Source organism: Nocardia jejuensis NBRC 103114, assembly GCF_001613145.1.
GTDB lineage: Bacteria > Actinomycetota > Actinomycetes > Mycobacteriales > Mycobacteriaceae > Nocardia > Nocardia jejuensis.
Genome location: NZ_BDBU01000030.1, coordinates 129,216 through 142,707, shown reverse-complemented (window position 1 = coordinate 142,707; position 13,492 = coordinate 129,216). Strand labels below are relative to the sequence as shown.

11 protein-coding genes are annotated in these 13,492 nt (G+C 67.3%); 5 read left to right on the top strand and 6 right to left on the bottom strand.

The window, feature by feature from the left end; all coding sequences use genetic code 11:
- Positions 1-373 precede the first annotated feature (373 nt).
- Positions 374-1,141 carry a DNA-formamidopyrimidine glycosylase family protein gene (locus NJ1_RS24570; RefSeq protein ID WP_067698388.1) on the top strand — a complete coding sequence of 256 codons (768 nt, stop codon included), beginning with the start codon at positions 374-376 and terminating at the stop codon, positions 1,139-1,141.
- 201 nt (positions 1,142-1,342) lie between these two features.
- On the opposite strand, the gene NJ1_RS24565 is transcribed toward NJ1_RS24570, so the two are convergent.
- Both NJ1_RS24565 and NJ1_RS24560 read right to left on the bottom strand, forming a co-directional pair.
- Positions 1,343-1,888 carry a hypothetical protein gene (locus NJ1_RS24565; RefSeq protein ID WP_157574185.1) on the bottom strand — a complete coding sequence of 182 codons (546 nt, stop codon included), beginning with the start codon at positions 1,886-1,888 and terminating at the stop codon, positions 1,343-1,345.
- A gap of 12 nt (positions 1,889-1,900) precedes the next feature.
- Positions 1,901-2,149 carry a hypothetical protein gene (locus tag NJ1_RS24560; protein WP_067698384.1) on the bottom strand — a complete coding sequence of 83 codons (249 nt, stop codon included), beginning with the start codon at positions 2,147-2,149 and terminating at the stop codon, positions 1,901-1,903.
- Positions 2,150-2,303: 154 nt separating this feature from the next.
- On the opposite strand from NJ1_RS24560, the gene NJ1_RS24555 reads away from it, so the two are divergent.
- The 3 genes from NJ1_RS24555 (at position 2,304) to NJ1_RS24545 (ending at position 5,052) form a co-directional block, all read left to right on the top strand.
- A complete protein-coding gene (locus NJ1_RS24555) occupies positions 2,304-3,209 on the top strand; it encodes a helix-turn-helix domain-containing protein (protein WP_067698381.1) in 906 nt (301 codons plus the stop codon).
- Positions 3,199-3,405, top strand: coding sequence for a DUF397 domain-containing protein (locus NJ1_RS24550; protein ID WP_067698379.1), 207 nt, complete (start codon positions 3,199-3,201; stop codon positions 3,403-3,405). The genes NJ1_RS24555 and NJ1_RS24550 overlap by 11 nt, the downstream gene beginning before the upstream one ends.
- Positions 3,406-3,564: 159 nt before the next feature.
- Complete coding sequence (locus tag NJ1_RS24545) at positions 3,565-5,052, top strand: HNH endonuclease signature motif containing protein (protein ID WP_067698377.1); 1,488 nt, start codon at positions 3,565-3,567, stop codon at positions 5,050-5,052.
- A gap of 1,095 nt (positions 5,053-6,147) precedes the next feature.
- Here the strand turns inward: NJ1_RS24545 and glpD are convergent.
- Positions 6,148-7,884 (bottom strand): glycerol-3-phosphate dehydrogenase, encoded by a 1,737-nt coding sequence (gene glpD / locus NJ1_RS24540; RefSeq protein WP_067698375.1) that lies wholly within the window; start codon positions 7,882-7,884, stop codon positions 6,148-6,150.
- Positions 7,885-8,049: 165 nt separating this feature from the next.
- On the opposite strand from glpD, the gene glpK reads away from it, so the two are divergent.
- Entirely contained in the window at positions 8,050-9,546 is a 1,497-nt protein-coding gene (gene glpK / locus NJ1_RS24535) for a glycerol kinase GlpK (protein ID WP_067698373.1), read from the top strand.
- On the opposite strand, the gene NJ1_RS24530 is transcribed toward glpK, so the two are convergent.
- From NJ1_RS24530 to NJ1_RS24520, 3 genes are all read right to left on the bottom strand, one after another.
- Entirely contained in the window at positions 9,531-10,742 is a 1,212-nt protein-coding gene (locus NJ1_RS24530; RefSeq protein WP_067698371.1) for an aminotransferase-like domain-containing protein, read from the bottom strand. The two genes, glpK and NJ1_RS24530, sit on opposite strands and share 16 nt — an antisense overlap.
- Positions 10,743-10,900: 158 nt before the next feature.
- Complete coding sequence (locus NJ1_RS24525) at positions 10,901-12,007, bottom strand: DUF8176 domain-containing protein (protein ID WP_067698367.1); 1,107 nt, start codon at positions 12,005-12,007, stop codon at positions 10,901-10,903.
- Positions 12,008-12,125: 118 nt separating this feature from the next.
- Positions 12,126-13,274 carry a hypothetical protein gene (locus NJ1_RS24520; RefSeq protein ID WP_067698365.1) on the bottom strand — a complete coding sequence of 383 codons (1,149 nt, stop codon included), beginning with the start codon at positions 13,272-13,274 and terminating at the stop codon, positions 12,126-12,128.
- Positions 13,275-13,492: the final 218 nt, after the last annotated feature.

Sequence of the window (13,492 nt, the reverse complement as noted above, 5' to 3'; positions counted from 1 at the left end):
ACCGAGAAGCTTCCGACTCCAGAGCAAGCCGTGAGCACTTCTCACCTCCCAGCGCAACCGCCGGTAGACCGCGCGAGAGCCGACGAAACACCTCGTACGCGCCGAAACGGACTTCACCCCGACACCGAAAAGTCTCCGCCTCCAAAGCAAGCCGTGGACCTTTCGCATCTCCCGGTGCAACCGCCGGTGGACCGCGCGAGAGCCGACGACATGCATCGTGAGCATCGAGGCAGTCGGATCAAGATGTGCGGTGGTCGCGATCACTCGCCGACCGAGGTGTGCCGTAGTCGCAATCCCCTGCCGACAATCACCGTGCGCCTGGCGCAGGCCCGTGCGATCCGGGCCCTGGGCTCGCGTCGATCGGCGGGTGGCGATGCCTGAGGGCGACACCGTGTTCTTCGCCGCTGCCCGGCTGCGGCGTGGACTGGAAGGGAAGACGCTGACGCGCAGCGACTTTCGGGTGCCGAGGTATGCGACGCTGGATTTGAGCGGGCAGGAGGTCGTGAGCGTTGGGTCGTACGGAAAACACCTGTTCGTGCGTACTCCCACGGTCAGCATCCATACGCACTTGAAGATGGAAGGCGTGTGGCGCGTGTACGCGCCCGGACAGCGCTGGACCAAACCGGGTTTCACGGCGCGACTGGTGCTCGCCGCGGCGGACGCGGAGGCGGTGGGGTTCTCACTCGGACTGGTGGAGGTGCTCCCCCTGGCCGAAGAGCACACCGCCACAGACCATCTCGGGCCCGATCTGCTCGGCCCCAACTGGGATCCGGCCGAGGCGGTGCGCCGGTTGCGGGAGCGTCCCGAACTCCCCATCGGCCTGGCCCTGCTGGATCAGCGAAACCTCGCCGGAATCGGCAACATCTACCGCAGCGAGATCTGTTTCCTGCGCCGCGTCCACCCCGCCACCCCGGTCGGCGACATCGAGGACCTCCCCGCTCTGGCGGACGAGGCCCACCGCGTCCTGATGCGCGCCGCCCACCATCCCCCGTGGCGCGCACTGGCTTACGGCCGCCACCGCCGCCCCTGCCGCCGCTGCGGCACCAACATGCTCGTGCACCTCCTCCCCGACCCCGACAACCCGACCCGATCCGACCGAGGCATCTACTTCTGCCCCCGCTGCCAACCGGTCACACCCTGACTAGTTGGGCCACGGCGCGAACCCGAGCGACCAGGGCTTCGTTCGGCCGGGCGAGTTGCCCGTCCCGACGGCGAAATCCGTTCCCGCCCAGGCGGGATTACGCACTGTGTGCCGCCCGAGGCTCTGATCTTCGTAGGCGAGGCGAGCGGAAACGCGTGCGCGACCATCGCCGCTGCCGGTGCGATGCGCGCTGTGCGGGGATCACGCACGGTGCCGCCCATGCAGGCGATGACGGTTGTGGACGGGCACTCGATGAAACTCACAACCGCCCGCGATCAACCATCCGCTATCCGGAACGGATGAGGTCTGCGATCGGTCAGCGGAAATCCCCCAGTACGCGAACGCCACGACGGCAGCGCACCACAGCAGGACGAGCACGAGCTGAAGCGGCGTCATTCGGATACTCCCGTCACCGTCGGTAGAGCGTGGCGGCGGGTTCCCCGGCCACACGAAACGTGGATGATCCAGCGGCAGAATCACATCCCAGTACTGCGCGCGGACCGCGTCCCACAGCGCGCCGTGCTTCGGGAACCACTCGCGCACCTGGACGAGATCCGGCCGCTCGCCGTCGACACCGAAAAAGACTGTGCCCCTGTCACCTTCGGAGTTCGGGTACACCGTGCCGTCGGCCGAGATTCGATACGCACACCGATGAGTCGCCGCACGATCGATCAACATCTCCATCGCGATCCGATAGCCGACAATCCGCCAAGCGGCCGACACTTCACCGCTCTCCGTGTTGCGCAACATGATTCGGCGCTATCGGTAGTAGCGACCGCGCGCGGCAAGGGTGCGCCGGCCACGATCGGCGATCTGCCACATGCCGCGCCCACCACGGTGCCGACCGACGATCAGCCCCCGCGAAGTCAGTTTCGAGACCGCACCCCGGGTGCGCCACAGGGTCAACTGCGCAGACCGCGCAATCGACTCCACACAGAGAATCCCGCCGGGTGCGAGGGAGTCCAGAACCGCAACCTGCGCTTGGTCGAGCCGGTCAGTGAACGTCATGCACCGAGGATGCGCCCGGGCTATTTCCGGAATGCGCCACCGCGTGAACTGGGTAAAAGTTGCACGAAACCCCAGTTCGCGTTGTGCAACACGACTTACGATGGTGCATTCTGCAACAACTCTCGACCGCGCACTGCAACGGAGGCGAGCGAGCGTGACAGATGGGGACGAACCGACGGAGACCGGGAGCACCCTGCCCCGCAGGCAACTTGGCCGATTTCTCAGGGAGGCCCGAGAAGGTGCCGGGCTGACCGTGGAACAGGCCGCCACAGTCATGGAGTGGAACAAGTCCACTCTCAGCCGGCTCGAGCGTGGGCTGACCGAAAAGGTAAGAGTCCGAGACGTTTTAAGTCTATGTGACGCATACGGCCTCGATGACAAGAAGACTGCCGCCGCGAAATCCCTCGCCGAGCAGACACCAGCCAAATCTTGGTGGCATGCATACGCCGATCTGATTCCGGCACATTCCAACCTCTTCGTCGGATTGGAAGCTGGTGCAAAGGTTTTGACCATATTCCAGCCGCTGATTGTCCCCGGACTGTTGCAGACGGCCGACTACGCACGCGCACTCGATCGGACCTACTTTCCCGCAGACACCGAATCGGAGCTGGACCGGCGCATAGAGCTCCGGACCCAACGCCAGCACGTGATCCTGCGACAGCGGCGCCCCGCGGAAGCGCTGATAGTTCTGCATGAAGCGGTTCTACACACCGTCGTCGGCAGTCGTCGTGCAATGGCCGCCCAGCTGCGGCACATCGCAGATCTGAGCACCCGGGAAAATATCGAGATAAGACTCATGCCGTTCCGAGCGGGATTCCCGCTGGGTATGCCACTTCCGCCGTTCATCATCTTTCAGTTCGGGAAGGACCCGCGCGGAAAGCTGACGGAACCCACGGTTGTATTCGCTGAAAGTTTCGCTGGTGCAATGTATTTTGAGCGCCCAACCGAGGTAGGAATGTACCGCGAGGCCTTCAACAAGGTGCAGCACGCGACCTTGGACGCCCGCCCGAGCAGAGATCTGATCCGCGAGATAGCAAGGGAGCACGACAGTGAACGTTGATCCGAGCCGGGAAAGATGGTTCAAGTCCAGCCACAGTTCAGGAGGCCAGGACTGCGTCGAGGTCGCGTTTTTCGAGAGCGGCGGCGTCGGTGTGCGTGACTCGAAGAACCCCGGCGGCGGGGCGCTGGTCTTCACGCCGAGCGAGTGGGACACCTTCACCGCCGGCGTCGTCAGCGAAGAGTTCGACCGCTCTTGATCCGGCATGTCCGGAATCTTGACGCGGTTCTGGTCGGCGACGCTCAGAGGCTCGGCCAACCGAGGCCCATAAGAACCGAATCGCGGGTAGGTCTGAATACGTGCAGTTCAGATAGGGTTTTCTGTTCCCATCCGTGATCTCACACGGTAGAATTAGCACATGCGTTCGAACGAGATGGGGATCGGAGACACTGCGGGGGCCGACCTGGCCACCGCAGTCGACACCCTGCTCGATGCGAACCTCGCGCCCTTGACCGATGACGGGATCACCGAACTCATGCGCTCGGTCGAAACCAGCAAACGACGCCTCGCTGCCCTCGAGCACCGGTTGGTGATCGAAGTCGTGGAACGGTCCATCCCGCAACGCGCAGGAGTCCGAGACGTAGTGCGGTTCCTGGAACAAGCATTGCGCTTGTCTCACCGGGAAGCATTCGGGCGCATGAAAGCCGCCCAACAACTCGGGATCTGGCACGACATCACCGGACAAGACCTCGAACCCATGCTGGCGTACACCGCGAAAGCCCAAGCCGCCGGGGAAATCTCGGCCGAACACGCCCGCACGATCGGCAACATCATGCACCGACTCCCGCACGCGATCTCGCGTGCAGACCGGGAAGCCGCCGAACAGGTCATGGCTGAGCACGCGCGGTGTGGGTCTCCCGATGACCTGCCCCGGATCGGCAATTCCCTGTCCGCGCACCTGGACCCCGACGGCACCCTCACCGACGACACCGACCGCGCCCGTATGCGCGGGATCGTGCTGTGCGACCAACGCCTCGACGGCATGAGCTTGCTCAAAGGCGAGATCACACCCGCGTTGCGGGCGCTGCTGGAACCGGTCCTGGCGAAACTGGCCCGCCCCGGCATGTGCAACCCCGACGATCCCGACAGCCCGTTCGCTGACACCGAGCATGTGACCCGGGAGATCCTCGACGCCGCCGCGCAACGGGACTCGCGTTCGGCCGCGCAACGCAATCATGATGCGCTGCTGGCATTCCTGCGCCCGGAAATAGGGCCCGGCAAGCTCGGATCTCATCGTGGGCTGCCGGTGGAAGCGATCGTCACCATGACCCTGTCCGAACTCGAAGACGCTGCCGGTGTGGCCACCACCGCTTCCGGGGGCACGGTGTCTATCCCCGAAGCCCTCAAACTCGCGGAGCGGTCCAAGCCGTTCTTGGCTTTGTTCGACCACACCGGGATGCCCTTGCACCTCGGACACGGAGAGCGTTTGGCCAGTCCCGCGCAACGCAGGGTGTTGATCGCCGCCGAGCGTGGCTGCACCCGCCCGGGGTGCAATGCTCCCGCGACATTGACTGCGGTGCATCACATCACCGAACACAGCAAAGGCGGACCCACCGACATCGAGAACCTCACCCTGGCGTGCGACGCCTGCCACGCACTCGTGCACGACGGCCCCGGTGGCTGGAAAACGATTGTGATGGGCAAGAATTCAGAATTCCCCGGCCGTACCGGATGGATAGCGCCGATCCATATCGACCCCACGCGCACCCCGAGGGTGAATCACCGTCACCATCCCGGTGAGATGCTCGCCGCCGCCCAAGCACGACTGCGTGCCCGAGAACGACGAGAGCGGGCTCGTCATCGTGAGTTCCTCGATCACCGTGATTCTCCGGTCGATCGAAGCTGAACCACACCCACTACACCAGGTAACACCGGCTCCTTTCGGGGACCGGTGCTGTCCTGGTTCGCCGGGTGCAAGCCTGGGCGCCCGCACGCGATCACGCGACGCCTCACACACACTCGGACACGGAGATGAAAGGGATTGCGCCAGTGACCGAACCACACCCGCCGCACCCAGAAACACCGGACCCCGCTTCCAGCAGCGGTGCTGACCTGTTTCTCCTGCGATGCAGGCTTTCACCAGTCTCGTACCGAGGCCCCTACTTACTGCGGGCCCATATCTGCCGGGAGTCAGCATCCACGAAAGCCCTTGGCACCGAACCCGTTCCCGCACCGGTGCCATCCACACCCGCGACAAGCCCGTCCTCCCGAACCCGAAATCCGTCGTCGGCTATCTGCTGTGCCAGTTCGCGCTGCGCCTGGGCGCACCCTGGTACGCCTACGACACGCTCCGTGCGCCGGGGACATCCACACCCCGCGACAGGTCCCCGCCCCGGGTCCGCGCGCGACCGGAAAGACACTGCGCCTGCCGCTCTCACGCACTCATCTCACTGCACAAGAGCCGACGCTGGTTCCGCACCCGCACTCGTACACCCCTGTGGGGTTGCTGCGGAAAAGATGGCAGTGCTGGTCACTTCGCCTGCCGTACCCGACCTGGGCTCCCCAGCCAGGAGCCGTCATCTCTCGTCCCGGCCTGGCTGGATGGCTGTGGTCACCACTCGAGAACAACACGACCACCACCCACATGCCCTACCGACCCGCATGCCCTTACTAGCCCACGTGCCCTACCGACCCGCATGCCCTTAGTAGCCCACGTGCCCTACTGGCACGAGTGCCCCGCACCCCCTCCAGGAGAAGGCCTCCACACCCGACATCCGGCAGACCTGGAAACCGCCGGTTGCGCGGGCTCTTCTTCCCTTCTCTTCCAGGCATCTTTTGTCTTTTTCCCTCACCAACAATCCCGCCCACCCCTTCACGGCACAGGAGGTTTGCGACCATGACGCGAAAGGCTCTGCACCGCATGCCCTCTGAGCGAACCGGACTCCGACCTGCCCGGCGCCCGATCCACGTGAAGTCGATGCCAGAGCCTCGCGGGCCCGGCTCACTTCTCGATCGGGACCGGCTCGAGGATCTTGGGCCGGGGTTCGGGAGCGGCGGCGCGGAGGGCGTCGGCGGAGGTGTCGTCGGGGCGGGTCTGGGATTCGATTTCGGCGGTGACGCGGGCGTTGTAGGTATCCACCTCGCGGGTGATCTCGGATTCGTCCCAGCCCAGGACGGGGGCGACGAGGCGGGCCACCTGGTCGGCGCACTCCACGCCGCGGTGTGCGTATTCGATGGAGATGCGGGTGCGGCGGGCCAGGATGTCCTCCAGGTGCAGGGCCGCTTCGGCGGCCGCGGCGTAGACGGCTTCGACCTGGAGGTAGCCGGGAGCGGCGGTGATCGGCTGCAGCAGTTCGGGTTTGCCGTCGGCGAGGCCGAGCACCTCGTCGATGAGCGAGCCGTACCTGTTGAGCAGGTGCTGGATTCGGTACGGGTGCACGCCGTACTTCTCGGCCAGGTGCGGGGTCTGGTTCATCAGCGCGTGGTAGCCGTCCGCGCCGAGCAGCGGCACCTTCTCGGTGATGGTGGGCGGTACGCGACGCGGAATGTCCTGTGCCGCTTCGTCCACGGCGTCGTAGGCCATGACCCGGTAGGTGGTGTACTTGCCGCCCGCGATGGCGACCAGGCCGGGAGCGATCCGCGCGACGGCGTGCTCGCGGGACAGCTTGGAGGACTGCTCGCTCTCACCGGCCAGCAGCGGCCGCAGGCCCGCGTACACCCCGGTGATGTCGTCGTGGGTGAGCGGCGTGACCAGCACCTTGTTGACATGCTCGAGCAGATAGTCGATATCGGATTTGGTGGCGGCCGGATGCGCGAGATCCAGGTTCCAGTCGGTGTCGGTGGTGCCGATGATCCAGTGATCGGTTCCCCACGAGATGACGAACAGCACGCTCTTCTCGGTGCGCAGGATGATCGAGGTGTCACTCGCGATGCGATCACGCGGGACCACGATGTGCACACCCTTGGACGCTCGCACATGGAATCGACCACGCTGATGCGCGAGAGCCTGCAATTCGTCCGTCCACACCCCGGTGGCGTTGATGACGACACTGCCGCGCACCTCGGTGGTGCGACCGTCCTCGCTGTCGTGCACCTTCACCCCGATCACCCGATCGGCCTCGCGCAGGAAGCCCACCACCTGCGTGGAGGTGCGGATGACCGCGCCGTAGTGGGCGGCGGTCCGCGCCACCGTCATGGTGTGCCGCGCGTCGTCGACCACCGTGTCGTAGTAGGTGAGCCCGCCGGTGAGCGCGTCGTCCTTCAGGCCGGGCGCCAGCCGCAGCGCCGCGGACTTGGTCAGATGATGCTGTCCCGGAACGGATTTCGCGCCGCCCATGGTGTCGTACAAGGTGAGCCCGGCGGCCACGTACGGCCGCTCCCAGACGTAGTGGCTCAGCGGATAGAGGAACTTGAGCGGCTTCACCAGATGCGGAGCCAGCGAGGAGAGCGCGAGTTCGCGCTCCTTGAGCGCCTCGCGCACCAGCCCGAATTCCATCATCTCCAGGTAGCGCAGGCCGCCGTGGAACATCTTCGAGGAGCGGCTCGAGGTGCCGGACGCCAGGTCCCGGGCCTCCACCAGCGCGACCTCGAGCCCGCGGGTGGCGGCGTCGAGGGCGATGCCCGCTCCGACCACGCCCGCGCCGATCACGATGACGTCGAAGGTGTCCTTGCCGAGCCTGGCCCAGGCGGCTTCGCGCTGCTCGGGACCGAGGAACTGCGACTGCGGATGCTTCGTCATGCTCGACTCCTCCAGCCTGCACCGCGAGACCGGCGCGGCGCTCGTGTAGATGACGCTCTGGCTACCCGCAAGCAACCGTAGCCCAGGATGATCCTCCACCACGTGATCCGCATGGCACCGGTGTCATATCGACACCCACGCGCGGGGGTCGAGTAGCCTGCAGAAATGTCTCGCTATGTGGCCGCCATCGACCAGGGCACGACCTCGAGTCGGTGCATCGTCTTCGACCACAGGGGGCGGATATTCGGGGTCGCACAGCGCGAACACGAACAGATCTTCCCTCAGCCCGGCTGGGTCGAGCACGACGCCGAGACCATCTGGCGCAATACCGACGCCGTGATCGCCGAGGCGCTCGACAAGTGCGGCCTGGTCGCCTCGGACATCGCGGCGGCCGGCGTCACCAATCAGCGCGAGACCACCGTGGTATGGGAGCGATCGACCGGCAAACCCATTCACCACGCCATCGTCTGGCAGGACACCCGCACCGCGGACCTGACCGTGGAACTGGCCGGTTCCGAGGGCGCGAACCGGTACGCGGACCGCACCGGGCTGCCGCTGTCCACCTATTTCGCCGGCCCCAAGCTGCGCTGGATCCTGGATCGCGTGCCGGGCGCGCGGGCGCGCGGCGAAGCCGGGGAGCTGTGCTTCGGCACCATGGACAGCTGGATCCTGTGGAACCTCACCGGTGAGCACATCACCGACGTCACCAATGCCTCACGCACCATGCTGATGGATCTGCGCACCCTGCAGTGGGATCCGCAGATCTGCGCGGAATTCGGCGTGCCGATGGCCATGCTGCCGCAGATCCGCAGCTCCTCGGAGGTGTACGCGGACATCACCTCCGGTGCGCTGCAGGGGGTTCCGGTCGCGGGAATCCTGGGCGATCAGCAGGCCGCCACCTTCGGGCAGGCGTGCCTGTCGCCGGGTGACACCAAGAACACCTACGGCACAGGCAATTTCATGCTCATGAACACCGGAACCACACCGGTCTTCAGCCAGCACGGCCTGCTCACCACCGTCTGCTACCGGCTCGGCGACCAGCCCGCCGTGTACGCGCTCGAGGGCTCGATCGCGGTCACCGGTTCGCTGGTGCAGTGGCTGCGCGACAACCTCGGCATGATCGACTCCGCCGAGGAGATCGAACCGCTGGCCCGCACCGTCGAAGACAACGGCGGGTGCTACATCGTCCCGGCCTTCTCCGGCCTCTTCGCACCGCGCTGGCGACCGGACGCGCGCGGCGTCTTCGCCGGCCTGACCCGGTTCGTCAATCGCGGGCACATCGCGCGAGCGGTCCTGGAGGCCACCGCTTTCCAGACCCGCGAGGTCATCGAGGCCATGCGGGCCGACGCCGAGACCCAGCGCCTGGACGTGGAGCGGGTGACGCTCAAGGTGGACGGCGGCATGGTGGTGAACGAACTGCTCATGCAGTTCCAGTCCGACATCCTCGCCGCCACCGTCGTGCGCCCCGTGGTCACCGAGACCACCGCCCTCGGCGCGGCCTACGCCGCGGGTCTGGCGGTCGGCTTCTGGCAAAGCACCGACGAGATCCGGGCCAACTGGGCCGAGGACAAGCGCTGGAACCCCACCATGGATCCGGCCGACCGCGACCACCTCGTACACGAGTGGGACAAGGCCGTGGAGCGCACCTACAACTGGGCCTGAGCGCGGGCGCCTTCCGACACCGCCGTGTGGGCCGCCGCCAGGCGATCCACCGCGGTCGTCAACACCGTGGCATCCGAGGTCGTGAAGCACAGTCGCATGGAGTGGGCGTAGTCGGTGGAGACCGCGAACGCCGAGCCCGGAACGTAGGCGACGCCCGCGTCCAGGGCGTGCGGGAGCAGTGCCCGGGTATCGGTGCCGTCGGTGAAGTCGGCCCAGAGGAACATGCCGCCCGCGGCGTCGGTGGTCACGATGCGATCGCCGAAGCGCGCCCGGACGGCCTCGACGAGGGCATGTGCACGCTGCCCGTAGCGCGTGCGCACCGAATCGATGTGCGCGGCAAGCCATTCGGTGTCGGACAGCAGGTCCGCGGCGATCTGCTGGGTGAGCGCGGATCCGCAGAGGTCGGCGCCCTGCTTCAACAGCTCCACGGCACGGCAGACGCGGTCCGGAGCGATCATCCAGCCGACCCGCAGCGTGGGCGCGAGAATCTTGGAGGCGCTGGACAGCCGAATCACGTTGGGCGAGTAGGTCGCCACCGGCGCGGGAGCGGGAGCGTCGAACCACAGCTCGCCGTAGGGATCGTCCTCGATGACCCAGAACCCGTGCGCGTCGGCCAGTTCCGCGAGTTCGCGACGCCGGGCGGTGCTCATGGTGACGCCGCCGGGATTGTGGAAGTTGCTCACGGTGTGCACGAACGCGGGCCGCTCACCGCGCGCGAGCAGCTCGCGCAGCACGTCCACGCGCATGCCCTCGGCATCCAGCGGCACGGCCACGATGCGCGCCCCGGCGGCGCGGAACACCTGCAGCGCACCGACATACGCGGGATCCTCGACGATCACCAGCGCGCCCGGATCCAGTAGCACCTCCGCCAGCAGGGACAGCGCCTGCTGCGAGCCGTGCGTCACGAAGATCTCCTCGATCGACACCGGACGGCCGGTGCGAGCGGATTCGCGAGTGCGGAGCACCTCGCGCAACGGACCCCAGCCCGGAGACTCGGTGTACTGCAACACCCCTCGGCTCGACAGCGCCGCATCCGCGGCGGCGGCGATGCGGTCGCGCGGCATGAGTTCGGCGTCGGGCAGCCCGCCGGCCAGGCTGATGATGTCGGCGCGGGCGGTCAACTTGAGCAGGTCGCGAATGGCCGAGCTCTGCAGTCCGTCCAGACGCCGGGACAGCGGCGGGGTGGTCGCGCGCATGAAACACCTCCGAGGGGACGCCGGGGTATACGAAAAACCACCATGTCACACGGTTACCAGGATATGAAACTCGATTCCCACATATTGGAAATCAAGGTCCACAACTCGCACACTGGACCGTCCCTCGATTGCCGCCGTTCTACCGTGCGACCTGCGAATCAGCGCTCGTCGATGGCGAAGATGAGGTGTTTGCCGTCACGGTCCACGGTGGTCACGTGCTGCTGATACACCGACGTCGTGCCGTCCGGGCGATGCACGGTCAGGTCCGCGTCGTAGGACTCCGGAGCCAGCTCCACGATCCGCAGGCAGTAGCTGGTCCCGGCCGGAGTCGGATCGATGCCGTCCTTCTGGATCACCTCGGCCGTGGACACATTGGCCGCGTCCGGCGCGACGAACGAGCGCGCCTTCGCCCCGTTGCGGTCGGCGTAGAACGCGTGCTGGAACCCGAGAATCGCCTCGACGCCGCTGGCGGTCCCACCCGGACCGTTGCCGATGCTGAGGTTGCCCTCGCGCCGAGCCGGACAGCTCAGCGCGGCCGTGGTCGAGGGCGAGGCCGACACGGACCGGGAGGCGGTGGACGTGGTGCCCAGCGGCAGCGCCACCTCCGGCTCGGGATCGGAGTCGCCGCCGGTCATCGCCACGACACCGGCGCCGATCGCCACGAGCACGACCGCCGCGGCACCGCCGATCATCGCGAACTTCTTCCAGGACCGTTCCGATTCTTCTTGCGGCGGAGCGGTTTTGGGCTTCGCAGCCCCCTTCGGCGCGAGCCACTGACCGATCGGATCATCCGCCCAGTCCAGCGACTCCCCCTGCGGAGCACCGGCGGGTTTCGCGGCGGGTGGCCGGGACTGCCCCACCACCGACGGCCGTCCCGCGACCGGCTTGATGCCACCGGCCCGGGCCCAGCCGTTGGACACGGGGCGCTCCTGGGCGCCGAGTCGCACCGTCTCCTCGGTCGGATCGACCCCTGATTCCGGACCGACGACCGGGAACTGCCCGGTCGCCGGCGGCGTCCAGGATTCAGGTGCGCGGTACTCCGGGGGCGGGGCCGGAATCGGCGGCGCGGCATCGGCCGGACGCCAGGCGAGATCGGGAATCTGCGCGGGCGGCGGCGCGGGCGTCCAGCCCTGCGCACCCGGCTCGGGCGCGGGGCCGAAACCCGTGAGGGACGGCCCGAACTCGGACAGCGACGGCCCGAACTCGGACTCCGACCCCTGCTGGGGATCCGGTCCGTCCGCGGACTCATCCTTGCCGGATGCCATCACCCGTCCTTTCGCCACACACGCGTGGGGCGGTCGTTGACGACCGCCCCACGCGACGACTCTGTTCCCACCGGCAGCGTGCCGCACCGGTGCCGGTGCGGTGCGTGCCGGGCCTTGCTCAGTACTGGACCGAACCACCCAACTGCGTGGTCAGGCCGCCGACGTCGACAGACTGTCCGGGAATATCACCCTGCGGGAGCTTACCAATCTGACCGGCCGCGTCCAGGATGGTGGCACCGCCGGGCATCAGGCGCACCCAGTTCTCGACATCGGCCTTGGCCGCGTTGGCCACGGTGCTGTCCAGAATGAACTCCAGCTTGCGGTCGTCGCCGCCACCGGCGGTCGCGAACGCGGTCACCTTGATCCGGTTGACCTGCGTGAAGTCCAGCGACATGCCGGCCTCGCCGACACCACCCGGGGTGGTGTAGCCGATGGTCCCGACGTAGCCGTCCAGGTTGCTGAAGTGGTGCGTGTTGGCCGCGAAACCGGGGAGCGCGCCGCCGCCGTCGATGTTGGCGCCGATCTCGGTGTGCGGACCCGTCATTTCGACCACAGGAGCCGCCGGGGCCGCTTCGACGGCCGGAGACTGCCAACGCGGCTGCGGGACCGTCTCCTGGCCCGTGAGAGTGCTGCGATCGGGGTCCTGCGCGCCGCCGCCGGTGGCGCCCGGCACGGTCTGCTGGTTCGGCTGCGCGCCCGGCACGGTCGGCTTGGTCTCGGCATTGGGCTGACCCGGGGTCACCACGGCCGGAACGGCCGGCACCGTGTCCTGGCCGGGCACCGGCAGCGGGGCCACGCGGGGCACCGTCACACCGGGCTGGGTCGGGCGCGAGTTCTTCGGCTGCGTCGGCGCCTGCGGAGTGACGACGGCGGGCTGCGCCTCGCCACCGTCCGCCTTCGGAGTGTCACCGGCGGGCTGACCGCCGTTCGGCTGCGTCGCGTCCGGCTTCTTCTCGTCGGTCTTGGGCGTGGTGGTGTCCGGCGACGGCGAGCCCGGCGTGGTCACGCCCGGCTGACTCGGCTGCTGCTGGTTCTTCTCGGGCTTGCTCGTGTCCGGCTTCGCGCCGGGAACGACTTCGGCTTTCTGATTCTCGGGGATGACGTTCTCGTCGGTGGTCCCTGGCTGTTGGCCGGGCGCGGCCGGTACCGCACCGGGATCAGCGGGCGCGGCGTTCGCGGGCGAACCCAGCAGGCTCATCACGGCGGCCGCCCCGGCCAGCGTCAGGGAGGTGCTGGCCTTGATCCGACTCGGCTTGCGATGCTTCACTTTTCGCTCTATTCCTTCGTCCCTCGTCGGCACGATCGGAAAGGGAGGGCGAGAAGGAGCCGCGTCCCGGGCGTATGGAGCATCCCCGCTACGTCACACTCAGCGACCGCCCTGCCGATCGCTTCCGTCGCGGATTGAATCACAAGGGCGACAAGGCAGCAAGGCGAGGACGGTCACCTGGGCTTTCACAGCGCTGCCGAAAACCCCTGCGCCGCGCG

Coding starts and splice junctions, on each gene's coding strand:
- NJ1_RS24570 (WP_067698388.1), top strand. CDS start 374: ATGCCTGAGGGCGACACCGTGTTCTTCGCCGCTGCCCGGCTGCGGCGT.
- NJ1_RS24560 (WP_067698384.1), bottom strand. CDS start 2,149: ATGACGTTCACTGACCGGCTCGACCAAGCGCAGGTTGCGGTTCTGGAC.
- NJ1_RS24545 (WP_067698377.1), top strand. CDS start 3,565: ATGCGTTCGAACGAGATGGGGATCGGAGACACTGCGGGGGCCGACCTG.
- glpD (WP_067698375.1), bottom strand. CDS start 7,884: ATGACGAAGCATCCGCAGTCGCAGTTCCTCGGTCCCGAGCAGCGCGAA.
- glpK (WP_067698373.1), top strand. CDS start 8,050: ATGTCTCGCTATGTGGCCGCCATCGACCAGGGCACGACCTCGAGTCGG.
- NJ1_RS24530 (WP_067698371.1), bottom strand. CDS start 10,742: ATGCGCGCGACCACCCCGCCGCTGTCCCGGCGTCTGGACGGACTGCAG.
- NJ1_RS24525 (WP_067698367.1), bottom strand. CDS start 12,007: ATGGCATCCGGCAAGGATGAGTCCGCGGACGGACCGGATCCCCAGCAG.